The organism is Paraburkholderia atlantica, assembly GCF_009362785.1.
Classification (GTDB): Bacteria; Pseudomonadota; Gammaproteobacteria; order Burkholderiales; family Burkholderiaceae; genus Paraburkholderia; species Paraburkholderia atlantica.
Genome location: NZ_WHNQ01000017.1, coordinates 99,285 through 113,133, shown reverse-complemented (window position 1 = coordinate 113,133; position 13,849 = coordinate 99,285). Strand labels below are relative to the sequence as shown.

Annotated in this window: 12 protein-coding genes; 8 read left to right on the top strand and 4 right to left on the bottom strand. The window is 64.2% G+C overall.

Annotated elements, in window-relative coordinates; all coding sequences use genetic code 11:
• Positions 1–312: 312 nt before the first annotated feature.
• On the top strand, positions 313–2,211 hold the full coding sequence (locus GCT19_RS23410) for an ATP-dependent metallopeptidase FtsH/Yme1/Tma family protein (RefSeq protein WP_152853226.1): 1,899 nt from the start codon (positions 313–315) through the stop codon (positions 2,209–2,211).
• 16 nt (positions 2,212–2,227) lie between these two features.
• On the opposite strand, the gene GCT19_RS43475 is transcribed toward GCT19_RS23410, so the two are convergent.
• Together GCT19_RS43475 and GCT19_RS23400 are read right to left on the bottom strand one after the other, a co-directional pair.
• Positions 2,228–2,488, bottom strand: a complete 261-nt coding sequence (locus GCT19_RS43475) for a hypothetical protein (protein ID WP_311542909.1) — start codon at positions 2,486–2,488, stop codon at positions 2,228–2,230.
• A gap of 89 nt (positions 2,489–2,577) precedes the next feature.
• On the bottom strand, positions 2,578–3,723 hold the full coding sequence (locus GCT19_RS23400) for an acyltransferase family protein (protein ID WP_152853225.1): 1,146 nt from the start codon (positions 3,721–3,723) through the stop codon (positions 2,578–2,580).
• 328 nt (positions 3,724–4,051) lie between these two features.
• Here GCT19_RS23400 and GCT19_RS23395 point away from each other — a divergent pair, with 328 nt between their 5' ends.
• A complete protein-coding gene (locus tag GCT19_RS23395) occupies positions 4,052–5,167 on the top strand; it encodes an OpgC domain-containing protein (RefSeq protein ID WP_018437186.1) in 1,116 nt (371 codons plus the stop codon).
• On the top strand, positions 5,164–6,858 hold the full coding sequence (locus GCT19_RS23390; RefSeq protein ID WP_026229019.1) for a tannase/feruloyl esterase family alpha/beta hydrolase: 1,695 nt from the start codon (positions 5,164–5,166) through the stop codon (positions 6,856–6,858). The genes GCT19_RS23395 and GCT19_RS23390 overlap by 4 nt, the downstream gene beginning before the upstream one ends.
• Before the next feature lie 100 nt (positions 6,859–6,958).
• Here the strand turns inward: GCT19_RS23390 and GCT19_RS23385 are convergent, their stop codons facing one another.
• Positions 6,959–7,423 (bottom strand): hypothetical protein, encoded by a 465-nt coding sequence (locus GCT19_RS23385; protein ID WP_018437184.1) that lies wholly within the window; start codon positions 7,421–7,423, stop codon positions 6,959–6,961.
• A 71-nt stretch (positions 7,424–7,494) separates the two neighbouring features.
• Here GCT19_RS23385 and GCT19_RS23380 point away from each other — a divergent pair, with 71 nt between their 5' ends.
• From GCT19_RS23380 to GCT19_RS23365, 4 genes are all read left to right on the top strand, one after another.
• The gene (locus GCT19_RS23380; RefSeq protein WP_018437183.1) at positions 7,495–7,779 is read left to right on the top strand and encodes an ATP-binding protein; all 285 of its coding nucleotides are present in this window, start codon (positions 7,495–7,497) and stop codon (positions 7,777–7,779) included.
• Positions 7,776–9,707 carry a hybrid sensor histidine kinase/response regulator gene (locus GCT19_RS23375; protein WP_018437182.1) on the top strand — a complete coding sequence of 644 codons (1,932 nt, stop codon included), beginning with the start codon at positions 7,776–7,778 and terminating at the stop codon, positions 9,705–9,707. Before GCT19_RS23380 ends, GCT19_RS23375 begins: the two co-directional genes overlap by 4 nt.
• Before the next feature lie 218 nt (positions 9,708–9,925).
• The gene (locus tag GCT19_RS23370; RefSeq protein ID WP_018437181.1) at positions 9,926–10,852 is read left to right on the top strand and encodes an ABC transporter ATP-binding protein; all 927 of its coding nucleotides are present in this window, start codon (positions 9,926–9,928) and stop codon (positions 10,850–10,852) included.
• On the top strand, positions 10,849–11,610 hold the full coding sequence (locus GCT19_RS23365) for an ABC transporter permease (RefSeq protein ID WP_013091202.1): 762 nt from the start codon (positions 10,849–10,851) through the stop codon (positions 11,608–11,610). The genes GCT19_RS23370 and GCT19_RS23365 overlap by 4 nt, the downstream gene beginning before the upstream one ends.
• Positions 11,611–11,695: 85 nt before the next feature.
• Here GCT19_RS23365 and GCT19_RS23360 read toward each other — a convergent pair whose 3' ends face one another.
• The gene (locus GCT19_RS23360; protein WP_152853224.1) at positions 11,696–12,697 is read right to left on the bottom strand and encodes a helix-turn-helix transcriptional regulator; all 1,002 of its coding nucleotides are present in this window, start codon (positions 12,695–12,697) and stop codon (positions 11,696–11,698) included.
• A gap of 182 nt (positions 12,698–12,879) precedes the next feature.
• Here GCT19_RS23360 and GCT19_RS23355 point away from each other — a divergent pair, with 182 nt between their 5' ends.
• On the top strand, positions 12,880–13,791 hold the full coding sequence (locus tag GCT19_RS23355) for a helix-turn-helix domain-containing protein (protein ID WP_018437179.1): 912 nt from the start codon (positions 12,880–12,882) through the stop codon (positions 13,789–13,791).
• Positions 13,792–13,849: the final 58 nt, after the last annotated feature.

Sequence of the window (13,849 nt, the reverse complement as noted above, 5' to 3'; positions counted from 1 at the left end):
AGCCAATGCGGCGACGCCTTTCGCGCGCTCGCCGCATCCCACTTCCGGCATGTCGACGGCCGGATAGACGGTACAAATAGGCCTTTTCCGCGAATTTGACAGACGCGTACCCCCGGCAACAGCCTTCGGCGAACGCGGCTCACCGGGACGCACATCTCGCGTCCTTCTGGATTGTCCTTTAAGCCATGCGCCCGTGTGGCGCTTCGCCTCAGCCGATTTTCCGCAGACTCCAACTTTCGCTTTCGACAGGTAATTTTGACAGACAGCTTGATTAAGTAAGGGCTGGTTCAAGTCCTCATTTGGAAATGACTCATGAAGCCGGGAAATAATTCGCTTGGGAAAAAGTGCGCACGCAAATTTGCGGTGGCGACGGTAGCGGTGCTGATCGCGGTGCTGGTCGGTTGGAGCGTCTGGTATTTCCAGCATCGCGCCGAGCCGCAGGCGCCCGCGCTGAGCGGCATCGCGAGCCAGATGCGTGACGATGCCTCGGCGTGGACGCATCAGGAAAAAGACGCGTCGACGATGCTGCGCGACATTCACGATGCGAACGTCGCGGCGATCGGCGTGAGTCCCAGCGCGATTCTGGTGTCGCTGCGCGACGGCTCGAAGTACTTCGTCACCGATCACAACGCCACCTTCTCGCACGCGCTGCTGCTGGGCGATCGCTCCGACGCCGCCGCGTATCAGCTCGTATGGCTGCCCGATGTCGACATCCACAGCGACGGCGCGCGCTGGACGCAACTGTTCGACCAGTTCCGCGACGCGCTGAGCGTGCTGCTGCCGCTCGCGCTGATCGGCGGCATGGCGTGGTTCATGCGGCGCGAGATGAAGGGCGGCGCGACGCTGCTCAGCGAAACGCCGACGCTGCGTTTCGACGATGTAATCGGCGCGAACGAGGCGAAGGCCGCGCTCGCCGACATCCGTGGTTACCTGTCCGACCCGAAGCAGTTCTCGTCGCTGGGCGTGCGCGCGCCGTGCGGCATCCTGATGGTCGGCGCGCCCGGCGTCGGCAAGACGCGGCTCGCTCAGGCGCTGGCCGGCGAATGCGGCGCGAACTTCATTTCGATCACCGGCAGCTATTTCAGCGCGAAGTACTACGGCGTCGGCATCCAGAAGGTGCGGCACCTGTTCGAACTCGCGCGCAAGAACGCACCGACGGTCATCTTCATCGACGAAGCAGACGGTCTCGCGAAGCGCACCGATACCGGCGGTGGCCCGGTCGAAGCCGAAAGCAACCGGATCATCAACCAGCTGCTCGCGGAGATGGACGGCTTCGAATCGAACGAGGGCGTGATCGTCGTGGCCGCGACCAACCATCCCGACAATCTCGACGAAGCGTTGCGCCGCCCCGGCCGTTTCGATCGCACGGTGCAGGTGCGTCTGCCGGATCGCGAAGACCGCGCGAAGATTTTCCGTTTCTACGCGCAGCGGCTGAAGTCGAAAGCGGCGGACATCGATTACGACCAGCTCGCGCGCTTGACGACTGGACTGTCGCCGGCCACCGTCGCGATGGTCGTGAATCAGGCGGGGCTGATCGCGCGCAAGGCGGGCGATAACGAAATCGCCGCGAAGCACTTCATGGAAGCGATCAAGATCGCGCGCATCGGCGACGTGAGCGGCGCCGAGCGCGCGCTCACCGAGGACGAGCGCAAGCGCATCGCGGTGCATGAGGCGGGTCACGGTCTGGTCGCCGCGCTGCTCGGCACCGGCGTGCTCGAGGAAGTGACGATCCTGCCGCGCGGCGGCGCGCTCGGCGTTGCGCTGATCACCAAAGCGCAGGACAAGCACCTGTACCGCGAAACGGAGATCCGCAACGAAATCCAGGTGCTGCTCGGCGGACGCAACGCGGAGATTCTGATGTTCTCGGAAGCATCGAGCGGCGCCGCGTCGGACTTGCAGGAGGCCTCGCGTATCAGCCTCGACATGGTGTCGAAGTTCGGCTTCAACAGCGACGGCGACCTGTTCAGTCTCGCGGCGCTGCCGTCGCAGTACGCGGGCCTGCAAATGAAGAGCGCAATCGAGCATGCGAACGTGCTGCTCAAGGAACTCAACGAGCTTTGTTACGGGCTGCTGCACGCGTACGAGCCGGTACTGCGCGACATTTCAGAGCAGTTGCTCGAGCACGAGACCGTGCCCGGCGATACCGTCTATCGGCTGATTGCCGAGCACAAGAGCACGTTGAAGATCGTGCATGAGCCCGCGGCGGCCTGACGGTCGCTGCGAAGCGCTACGCAAAGTCGGACGGTCCCGGATCGGGCACGCCCGGCGGCGCGCCGGTATCACCTAACGGGTCGCCGCCTCCTCGGCCGGGCTTGCTCGGCTCCGGTGCGGGGGTTTCGCCTTTTTTCGGCAGAGGCTGGTCGAGGCCCGGTTCGACCGGAGTGGGGATTGCATCGCCGATCGGCTTCGAGACCTCGGCGGGTGGACTGCCGGGAGCCTCGTCCGCCGGGCGATCAGGCTCGTTCGGGGAGTTCGCGGTGTTCGACACAATGTTCTCCAGTTTGCTGAAGGTGAACCCTCGAGCAGCAATGCCCGTGCCACGTTCCCGGGGCGCGCACCTTTAAAGCAGACGTTCTTCTATCGTTTGGCCGGTTCGCTCCCGCGGAGTGCACCGGGTGAAGAGCGGGCGGGTGAGGCCGAATCATGGCGTGATCCGCGCAGACGCAACATCGGCGCCTCGATCAGCCGCCAAGACAGCAACGCAATGCCTAGCGAAATCGCAAACGATGCGACGACGCCAAGCATATGTGCCCACATCGGCACGGTGCCGCCGAACAACGCTTCGGCGTGACGGTTGCGGGTCAGATCGGGGATCAGGTTGTGATACAGATAAAAGCCGTAACTGATACGCCCAAGACCCGCGAGCCAAGGGGTCTGCAGCAGAGCCATCACGGCAGCATTGCGGCAACACGCAATCGAAGCCACTAGCGCCGCGATACAAAGCCCGTACGTTGCGCTGAGCGCGGTAAACAGCAACGGATCATCGAGCATGTTCCATCTCGGCTCGGCCGCGCACAAACCGATCACGGCGAGACTCAGCGCGAACAGCGTCAGTCCATGACCGAGCCAGGCACGCACCCGGCCGCGATCGTCCGCGATCATCAGACCACCGGTGCCGCCTAACGCGAGCAGCCAGACATTGCTCAACGGATGCGTGTAGATCGTGATCTGATCCCAATGCGAGGCGCGCATCCCGAACAACGCAGCAAGGCCGAGCGCCACGATCGCCCAACATGCCGCTCGATGTCGCCGCGTCGCGAGCAGCAGCAAAAGCGGCGCAACCACGAGATAGAACTGCTCCTCGATCGCGAGGCTCCACAAGTGCGAATAGCGGCCCGGCCAGTAGCGCAGCACCGAGCCGATCCAGAAATTAGATAGATACGCGAAATGAAACGGCATGCCGCTCGCGAGTTCCGGATTCGCGAGGCCGAATGCCATCAGCGCGCACATCGCGACGAGCATCAGGTAATAGATCGGAAAGATGCGCACGGTACGGCGCAACAGAAAGCGTCCGAGTTCGACACCGAAACGGCTGCCACGCGATTCGATGCGCGCGCGCTGCGACGACAGGATGCCGATGATCAGAAAGCCGCTCAGCGCGAAGAAGATCCACACGCCGAGATGCCCGATCTCGCCGATGTCGCCGAATAAACGATGCTGCAGAAACACCATTAGCACGGCGATGGCGCGCAACCCGTCGAATCCGGCAATTCTGTTTTTCATAAACCTCTATTCGCAAAGCGGCTGAAAAGCACGAAAACATCGTACGGGGAAAAAATGCGAAAAAAATCGCAGCGCGCGTTCGATGGTTTTTTTTCGAGGCTTGCGTCCGCCATTTAATGCGGGCGTCCCTGTTTCGTGCATGAAAAGCCGCAAAACTTTCCGCGCGTTCGTTAAAGACGCACCGAGTATTACCAGTCGCCAACGACTCGGTTTCAGATAGGCGATGCGGGGAACGAATAAGCGTTTCGTAGTTCGCACGACATTGGCCGCTGACGCATGGCCATCTACGTTCTTGCGTGCCGCCGGCGCGCATTCTTCGAGAAGACGAATGGAAACATCTGGCCGTGGTCGTGGACGATCGGTCGAAGTCGATTTCTTTCGCGGTATCGTGCTGATCGTCATCGTGCTCGATCACATTCCCGGCAGCGCGCTATCGCATCTGATGCTGCACGCGTACGCGTTGTGCGATTCAGCCGAGGTGTTCGTATTTCTCGGCGGCTATGCATCGGCGGCGGCGTATACAGCGGTGCTTGCGCATCGCGGCGAACACGCGGCGCAACTGCGTTTCGTCAAACGCTGCTGGGAGATCTATCGCGCGTATCTGTTGACGGCGATGCTGATGCTCGTGTCCGGCGCGGTTCTCGCACGGCTCGATCTGAATCGGGCGATGGTAGAAATGACCGGCTGGCCGCCGTTCGCGATGCAGCCGTGGCGTCAGGCATTCGATATCGCGCTGTTACGACGGCAGCCGTATCTGTCCAGCGTGCTGCCGATGTACGTGCTGTTCGCGCTATGTGTGCCGGTGATGGTGCCGCTCGCGCGCCGCTCGGTATCGCTCGCGCTTGCCGTGAGCGTCGCAGTGTGGGCAGTCGCGCGGCCGCTTGCCGCGTTATTCAGCATTGACGATGTCGCCGACTGGGCTTTTAATCCGTTTGCCTGGCAGTTGATGTTCGTGCTTGGCATGCTATGTCGTGTGCAGCCGATCAGCGAACGTTTTCATGCGAGCTGCGCCGCGCAGTGGCTCACGCGCGTGGCGGTCATCGCGGTGCTTGCCTTCGCGATCGTCAAACTTTTCGTGCTGACGCAGCCTTTGCCCGGCACGCACAAACAGAATCTTTCAGTGGAACGTGTGATCAATTTCATCGTCATCGCGTGGCTCGCCGCCCAGTTCGTGCGGACGGGCAGCGTCGCGTGGCTCGCGAAGCAACTGCCCGCCGTGGTGACGGTCGGGCGCGCCGGGCTCGTGTGCTTTGTCACCGGCACGCTGGTGTCGTTGATCATCGACACGGCGACGCCGCACACGTTTCATGGTTTTCGCGCGGTGCTTGTCGGGCTCGGCGGCGACCTCGCGGCGATCGGCGCGCTGCTGATGATCGCGCGCGGTTGGAGCGGCTGGAAGGGGCAGCAGCCGCGCGCGCAGGCGAAGGGCGCGGGTTGCGGATGACACGACGCGAGCGCCGTGGGCGCATCACGAATACGATGCGCACCACGCGCAAGCTCGTTGGACTCGCAACCGTGGTGAGCGTCGTCTTGCTCGCGTGGCTCGCGATACATCGCACGGCCGCGCAGGCCAAAGAAGCACCGTTCGCGATGCACTGCGCGGAGTTCGCGGGCGCGGTGCTGTCGCCCGAACTGATCGAGATGCCGACGGCCGGCGCGCTAATCGAAAGCGCGGCGATGATCGGCGCGACCGCGCAGGGCAATCAGCAAGGCGGCGAGTATTGCCGCATCACCGGCCGCATCAAGGCACTGAATCCGACGACACCCGACATCCGCTTCGATCTGAATCTGCCGCGCCGCTGGAATGGCCGCGCGTTGCAGATCGGCGGCGGCGGGTACAACGGCGTGGTCGTCAGCGGCACCGGTGTGATGCCGTTCTCGCCGGATCGCGCGCCGCTCGCGCAAGGCTATGCGACGTTCGGCGACGACTCGGGGCATGTCGGCGATTCGTCGCTCGCGGAGTTCGGTCTCGTCGATGAAGCGGTGACGAATTTCGGCTACGCGCATCTGAAGAAAACCCACGATGTGGCGCTCGCGTTGATCGCGAACGCGTACGGCAGGCCGCCGCAGCGCATGTATTTTGCCGGCGGCTCGACGGGTGGCCGCGAAGGCTATACGGTAATGCAGCGTTTTCCCGACGACTACGATGGTGTGATCGCCAATTCGCCCGCGCTGAATTTTTCCGGCGTGCGGCTGATCGGCGTGAAGCTCGGTCAGGCCGAGTACTCCACGCCGGGCGGCTTCGTGCCGCCGGCGCTGCTCGAAAGCGTCTATCAACGCACGCTCGAGGTATGCGACCGGCTCGATGGCACGGCGGATGGCATCGTCAGTGACGTCGAAGCCTGCCGCGCGCACCAGGCGCAAATCATCGATTCGCTGCGCTGCGCGCTACGGCCTTCATCGCACGATGCGTGTCTGACCGACGCGCAATTGGCCACCTTGCTGGTGATGCGCGATGGGCTGTCGCTGCCGTATCGGCTCGCGTGGGGCGTGAGCGGCTATCGTGGCTACAACGTGTTCCAGGGCACGCAACTGACTGGCGCGCTCGGGCTCGCGCATCAATCGGGGCGTCAACCGGCGCCGACGTTCTATGCGAACGGCTACCTGTTCACGCAAGGCGACGGCTATCTGCGCTACTTCGTCGCGCGCGACGCAAACTTCGATTCGTTGACGTTCGATCCGCAACGGCCCGGCAAATATCGCTCGCAACTAGTCGCGCTGTCGGCCACGATCGGCTCGATGAACCCGGACCTGTCGCGCTATATCGCGCACGGCGGCAAGCTGATCACGCTGCAAGGCCTCGCCGACGAAGTGATCAGCCCGAACCAGACGATCGCGTATCACGACGCGCTGGTCGCGCGTTTCGGCAAGGACGAGGTCGATCGTTTCATGCGGCTCTACATGGTGCCGGGGTTTCAGCATGGCAACGGCGTGTTCATTCCCTCGGTCGATCTGCTCGGCGCGCTCGACGCGTGGGTCACGCGCGGCGTCGCGCCCGAAACGCTGACGGCCACCGATCTCGCCGCGGCGACGAATGGACGTTCGCGGCCGCTGTGCCGCTATCCCGGGTTTCCGCGTTATATCGGCAAAGGCAATGTAAATCTGGCGAGTAGTTTTGTCTGTGCGCAGCCTTGAGGTGTGAGTCGTCGCAGCGACTGCGTGGACGAGCGAGCCGCGCAAAAAAACGGCGACGCGGCAACTTGATGCCGCGTCGCCCGGTGAAGCTCAACGGCCGTTACTGCCCGTTCTGCATCCTGCCGTTGTTCATGTCGTTGTTCATGTCGTTACCGGTTCCGCTGCGCATGCCGTTGTTCATGTTGTTGCCCATGCCGCCTGTCGAACCACCGGTCGCCGGGCTATTCGGGGTCGCGCCGGTGCCGGTGCCCATCCCGCCGCCGGTGCCCGTCACACCCGGCGAACCGTAGCCGGAGCCGGTGTTGCCCGGCGTGCGCACCGAGCCGGGGCCGACGCCCGGAGTGGCCGTACCGCCCGCGCCGCCGGTCGTGCCGCCACCGGCGCCGATGCCGGTGCCGGTGCCACCCGCGCCACCGCCACCGCCGCTCATGCCGCCGGCAGCACCGCCGCCCGCGCCTCCCGCACTACCGCCAGCGCCCGCAGCACCGCCCGCCTGCGCGTAGACGCCGCCCGACAACGCCATCACGAGCGCGGAAGCAAAGATCGTCCTGGTCATGCGTTTCATAATTTACCTCCACGAAAAGGGTTGGTGTCATGTGAACCTCGCAAGGGGTGTGCCTCGGGGTTCATCGGCCGATGATCGGCGAGACCGCCGCGATGGCGCGCGTGCTCGACGCTGAAACGGTGAGCCCGGCGAGCGAACTCGCGCGCAACACGCTGAGTTATGGCCGCGGCGGCGACGTCTACTCCTGCACGGTGCAACGCAATGGTCGCATCGGTCCGCGGCTCGCCTTCATCGAACAGGGTCCGGGAATTGCTGATCTTCAGGAGGCGTTGACCGACGGTTTCACGAGCCGCAACGGATTGGGCGTGGGTCTGGGCAGCGCGCGGGCATTCTCCTACGGACACGCCTTTTCATGACCGATGCGAACGCGAATCTGATCCTCAACGTCGACGACAACGAAGGCGCTCGTTACGCGAAAACGCGCATCCTGTCGCGCGCGGGCTTCATCGTGATCGAGGCCGGCAACGGCGCGGAAGCGATCGAGCGCGCGCGCCTTTCGCAGCCGGACCTCGTGCTGCTCGACGTCAATTTGCCCGATCTGAACGGCTTCGAAGTGTGCCGCCGCATCAAGGCCGCGCCGGAGACCTCGGGCGTGCTCGTGATCCACACGTCGGCGGCGGCGGTGCAGAGCATGGACCGGGTGCGCGGCCTCGAAGGCGGCGCGGACAGCTATTTGACCGAACCGGTCGAGCCGGCCGAGCTGATCGCGCAGGTGCGCGCGCTGCTGCGCGTGCGCCGCGCGGAGGGCGCGTTGCGCGAAAGCGAAGAACGCTTCCGGCAGATGGCCGAGAACATAGACGACGTGTTCTGGATGCTCGACCCATCGAGCGCGCAACTGCTGTATGTGAGCCCCGCGTATCGGCGTCTGTGGGGCGATGCGGCGCACGAGCCGACGCCGACCGGCCGCCACTGGGCCAACCACATCGATCCGCAGGACGAGGCCGCGGTCGAGACCGCGTATCGCGCGCTCGCCACCGGTGTCGCGTACGAGATCGAATACCGGATCGTGCGGCCCGGCGGCGAGACGCGCTGGGCCGTCGAGCGCGGCTTTCCGGTGCGCGACGCGCGCGGGCACATCTACCGGCTCGCCGGCATCGTCAACGATATTTCGGATCGCAAGGCCAACGAGATGGCGTTGCGCGACGCCGATCGCCGCAAGGACGAGTTCCTCGCGATGCTCGCGCACGAGCTGCGCAATCCGCTCGCGCCGATCCGCAACGCGATCGAACTGCTCGACCCGAGCCGTGCGCCGTCGCAGCAAAGCTTCGAGGCGATGCGCGCGGTGATCGGGCGCCAGGTCAAGCATCTGTGCCGGCTCGTCGACGATCTGCTGGACGTCGCGCGCATCACGCAGGGCAAGATTACGCTGCGCCACGAGATCGTCGAGCTGGCCGCCGCGCTCGAAGCCGCGATCGAAACCGTGCGGCCCGCGTTGAATCGCAAGGGCCATACGCTCACCACCGATCTGCCCGCCGAGCCGCTGTTCGTCGTCGGCGACGGCGTGCGGATCGCGCAGGTGCTCGGCAATGTCCTGTCGAATGCGGCGAAGTACACGCCGCAGCGCGGCGACATCCGCATCGAAGTCCGCGAAGCAGGCGATGACGTGCTGATCAGCGTGCGCGACAACGGCGTGGGTATCGGCGCCGAAACGATCCCGCATATTTTCGATCTGTTCGTGCAATCGGAAATCTCGATCGAACGTTCCGAAGGCGGCCTCGGCATCGGCCTGCCTCTCGCGCGTACGCTGGTCGAGTTGCACGGCGGCGGGATCGAGGCGTTCTCGGCGGGACTGGGGCGCGGTAGCGAGTTCGTCGTGCGTTTGCCGCTGACGCGGCTCGCCGACGCCGAGCGAGCGTCGACGGCAGCGCCCGAAGCCGTGCCGGATCACGGCGGCGAGGCGCTGCGTGTGCTGCTGGTCGACGACAGCGTCGATGCGGCGCTCGCGTTGTCGCTGGTGCTGCAGGCGGACGGGTACGACGTGCGCGTCGCGCACGAAGCCAACACCGCGCTCGAACTGGCCGCGCACTTCCAGCCGCAGATCGTGCTGCTCGACCTCGGCCTGCCCGGCATGGACGGCTTCCAGCTCGCGCAGGAGATGCGCCGCCGTCCGACCACCGTCGACGCGCTGCTGATCGCCGTGACCGGCTATGGCCAGGCCACCGACCGGCAGCACTCGCGCGAGGCCGGCTTCGATCATCATCTGGTGAAGCCGGTGTCGGTCGAGGAAATCCAGAACGTGATCGCAAGCCGCTTTCCGGGCGCGCAACACAGCGCGTCGGCGTAAAAGACCGCGGACGAGCGTCGCGCGCGCCGGACGGCCGCGCCGGGCCTCGGTCTGCATCGGCACCCATCAGTAAGCCGAACTATCTCGCGCCGCGGCGAATCCCGGCGGCGTGTTTCGTGCTCTGCACGCTTTCTCACTTTCCATTACATTGCGGATGCGGCGCGTCGGTTCGCGCCGGTTTCCCTCATTCAACAGCGGTGTCTGCCATCATCGAGTCCATGCAGCCAATCGTTTCGGTCACGAATCTGTCGAAAACCTATGCCAGCGGTTTTCGGGCACTGAAGAACATCAATCTGGCGATCCACCGTGGAGAAATTTTCGCGCTGCTCGGGCCGAACGGCGCGGGCAAGACCACGCTGATCAGCATCGTCTGCGGCATCGTCAACGCGAGCGAAGGCAGCGTGACGGTGGACGGCCACGACATCGGCGCCAACTATCGCGCGGCCCGTTCGCTGATCGGCCTCGTACCGCAGGAGCTGACCACCGACGCGTTCGAAACCGTCTGGGCCACGGTGTCGTTCAGCCGCGGTCTGTTCGGCAAGCCGAAGAACCCCGCTTACATCGAGAAAGTGTTGCGCGACCTGTCGCTCTGGGAGAAGCGCAACAACAAGATCATCACGCTGTCGGGCGGCATGAAGCGGCGGGTGCTGATCGCCAAGGCGCTGTCGCACGAGCCGCGCGTGCTGTTTCTCGACGAACCGACCGCCGGCGTCGACGTCGAGCTGCGCCGCGACATGTGGAAGCTCGTGCGCTCGCTCGCGGCGAGCGGCGTGACGATCATCCTGACCACGCATTACATCGACGAAGCCGAGGAGATGGCCGATCGCATCGGCGTGATCAATGCGGGCGAGATCATGCTGGTCGAAGAGAAGACCGAGCTGATGCGCAAGCTCGGCACGAAGCAGTTGACGCTGCAACTGGAGTACCCGCTCGACGATGTGCCGGCTGCGCTCGCCGGCTACGGGCTCGCGGTCGCGAACGGCGGCAACGAGCTGATCTATACCTATGAAGGCGAGGGCGGCCGCACCGACATCATCGCATTGCTGAAATCGCTCGACGATGCCGGCATTCGCTTCAAGGACCTGCACACCACGCAGAGTTCGCTCGAAGACATTTTCGTCAGCCTGCTGCGGGGGAACCCATGAACATCTACGCAATGCGCGCGATCTACAAGTTCGAAATGGCGCGCACGTGGCGCACGCTGATGCAAAGCATCATCGCGCCGGTGATTTCCACGTCGCTGTACTTCGTCGTGTTCGGCTCGGCGATCGGGTCGCGTATCAAGGAAGTAGAGGGCATCAGCTATGGCGCGTTTATCGTGCCGGGGCTGATCATGCTGTCGCTGCTGTCGCAAAGCATCGCGAACGCGTCGTTCGGGATTTACTTTCCGCGGTTCACCGGCACCATCTACGAGCTGCTGTCGGCGCCCGTGTCGTATCTGGAGATCGTCGTCAGCTATGTTGGCGCGGCGGCCACCAAGTCGATCCTGCTCGGGCTCATCATTCTCGCGACCGCCGCGCTGTTCGTGCCGTTGCAGATCATGCATCCGTTCTGGATGGTGCTGTTTCTGGTGCTGACGGCGGTCACGTTCAGTCTGCTCGGCTTCATCATCGGCATCTGGGCCGACAGTTTCGAGAAGCTGCAACTGGTGCCGCTGTTGATCGTCACGCCGCTCACGTTTCTCGGCGGCGCGTTCTATTCGGTCGACATGCTGCCGCCGTTCTGGCGCGCCGTCACGCTGTTCAATCCGATCGTTTATCTGGTCAGCGGGTTTCGCTGGAGCTTCTTCGAGTTGGGCGACGTCGGCGTCGGCCTGAGTCTAGGCATGACGCTGCTGTTCCTCGCGGTGTTTCTCGTGATCGTCGGCTGGATCTTCAGGACCGGCTATCGGTTGAAAAGTTAGCCGTCATGTCCCCGGCTGAAATGAGGAGAGGGCGCGACAGCGAAAAGCCGTCGCGCCCCTCTTCATCGATACGCTGTGACGCCGACTACGACAGATACGCCTGCGCGACATTGATCAGCTGCACGCGGTTGCGCACGTTGAACAACTGCCGCAAGCGCCGCAGATGATAGTCGACGTTATGCGGCGACAGCCCGAGGAAATACGCGATCTCCTTGTCCCGCTGCCCCTGCACGACCGCCTTCAGCACCGCATGCTGCAGCTTGCTCAGCGCGATGCGCTGCTGCTGCGCAGGCGCGATGCCGATCACGCTTTTCGCGTGGGTCCAGATGAACTCGTGAATCGAGTGCGCGAACATCAGCGTTTCCGCGACGATCGATTCGGTCATCCAGCGCGGGTTGCCGATCGCCGAGTTGAAGCACAGGCTCGCGCTCAGCTCCGGCTCCGGCAGCGGCATCTGCGTGAGAATGCCGCTCTTGCGCCCGGCCGCTTCCAGCATGTCGATCAAAGCGCCGAGCCGCTCGCTGCGCAACTGCGCGCGCGGCAGATCGGCGCGCAGATCGGCGGTATTCCACAAAAACGGCATGCCGGTCGGCGACGCGTGCGCGACGCGCGGATCGAGCTCGAAATAACGCTCGCGGAAATAGCGCGTGAGCCATGCCTGCGACTCGTAGCTCGTCAACACGAACATCGTCTTGTGATGCGACGACGTGCGCGTGGCGGTATAGCTGAACGAGTCGAAGCCCAGCTGCCTGATGCGCTGGCGCACGAACTCCATGCGGTCCTGCGCGCTGCCGAACCGCCCGAGCGGACTGATCAGCGGGGCGGAGCGGCGCGCCGCAGGCGACGGCGTGCCGATCTCCTCCTCGGTAAACAGAGTCAGAAAGCCACTGCGCCCAGCGCCATTCGCGGCGCGGGGAGACATCTTCACTGCTTCAGCCGCGTGGGCTGATTTCGCGGCGTGCCGCGCGCCGGCCGGGTAAGCCGGTTGGGCGGATGCCGCTCTCGGGTGTGCTGCCGACGCGTGCCCGGCTTCGCCTTGCGGCGAGCCGTTCAGCCATTGCGGCAGCGTATCGCATTCATGTTCCATGAAACGGTAGCTCCGGCGTTCTAAACGCGTGAAATACGACAACCTCAATGATTAGCGATTTCGTGAAATGTCGGTAGCCGGTTCCTTGCTATCATTTTTGTGATCTTGCGCTGACAGTGGACCGGCAATACAGGTACGGCGGCGCTTCTCCTTCCATACGGCACCTCCTTCGAAGGGATGTGATGGCACGAATTCCCAAGCTCACCACGACGCTCGCTTACGACCGCTACATGGCCGGCCAGCGACTCGTGTCGAGCGTGGATCGCGAGTGGCGGCATCTGGTGCTGCGCTCGTATCTCGAGCCGGTGCGGCAAGACCTGCTCGAAGCGCCCGGTTTGCGCGACTTCACGCTGATGACGCTCGCGAGCGGCGCCGAGCATCTCGAACGCAACCTCGGCGGAGCTTGGGAAAGCGCCGATATGCGCGTGAACGACCTGTGGTTCGTGCCGCCCACGCCGATCTCGTGGCGCTGGCATTCGATCAGCGACGAGCCGTTGTCTACCTTGCACGTGCACATCGAGCGCGAGTTGATCGACAGCGTCGCGCAACAGATGGGGCTCGACGCGTCGCGTGAACTGTCGCTCGGCCACGCGATGCGCTTCAACGATCCGCTGATCGCCGCGATGCTTGCCGCACTGCATCGCGCCGCCCGCGATCCCGCCGATTCGCGTCTGTATGTCGATACGCTGGTTCACGCGCTCGCCGCGCACCTGCTGCAACACTATTCGAGCGGCAACGGCGCGCGGCGCGACAGCGCGACGGGGCCCGAACGGCTGGTGCCGCGCCGTATCCGCCGGGTGACCGACTACATCCGCGCCAATCTCGCCGAAGATCTGGCGATCGCCGAACTGGCCGAGCAGGCCGGCCTAAGCAGTTTTCATTTTGCTCGGGTGTTTCGCCGCGAGACCGGGGAGACGCCGCATCAGTTCGTCACGCGCTTACGGCTCGAGGAAGCGGCGAGGCTGCTGCGCGCCACGGATCGAACCGTGCTGCAAATCGCGCTCGAAGTCGGCTTCGAGAATGCTAGTCACTTCTCCGTGCAGTTCAAGCGTGGCTATGGCGCGACGCCGCTCGCCTACCGGCTGCGCGGTTGAGCTGGACGAGCCGTAACGGCATGTCTTTCTCCAGTCGGAATCACGCACCTGCGCAGTG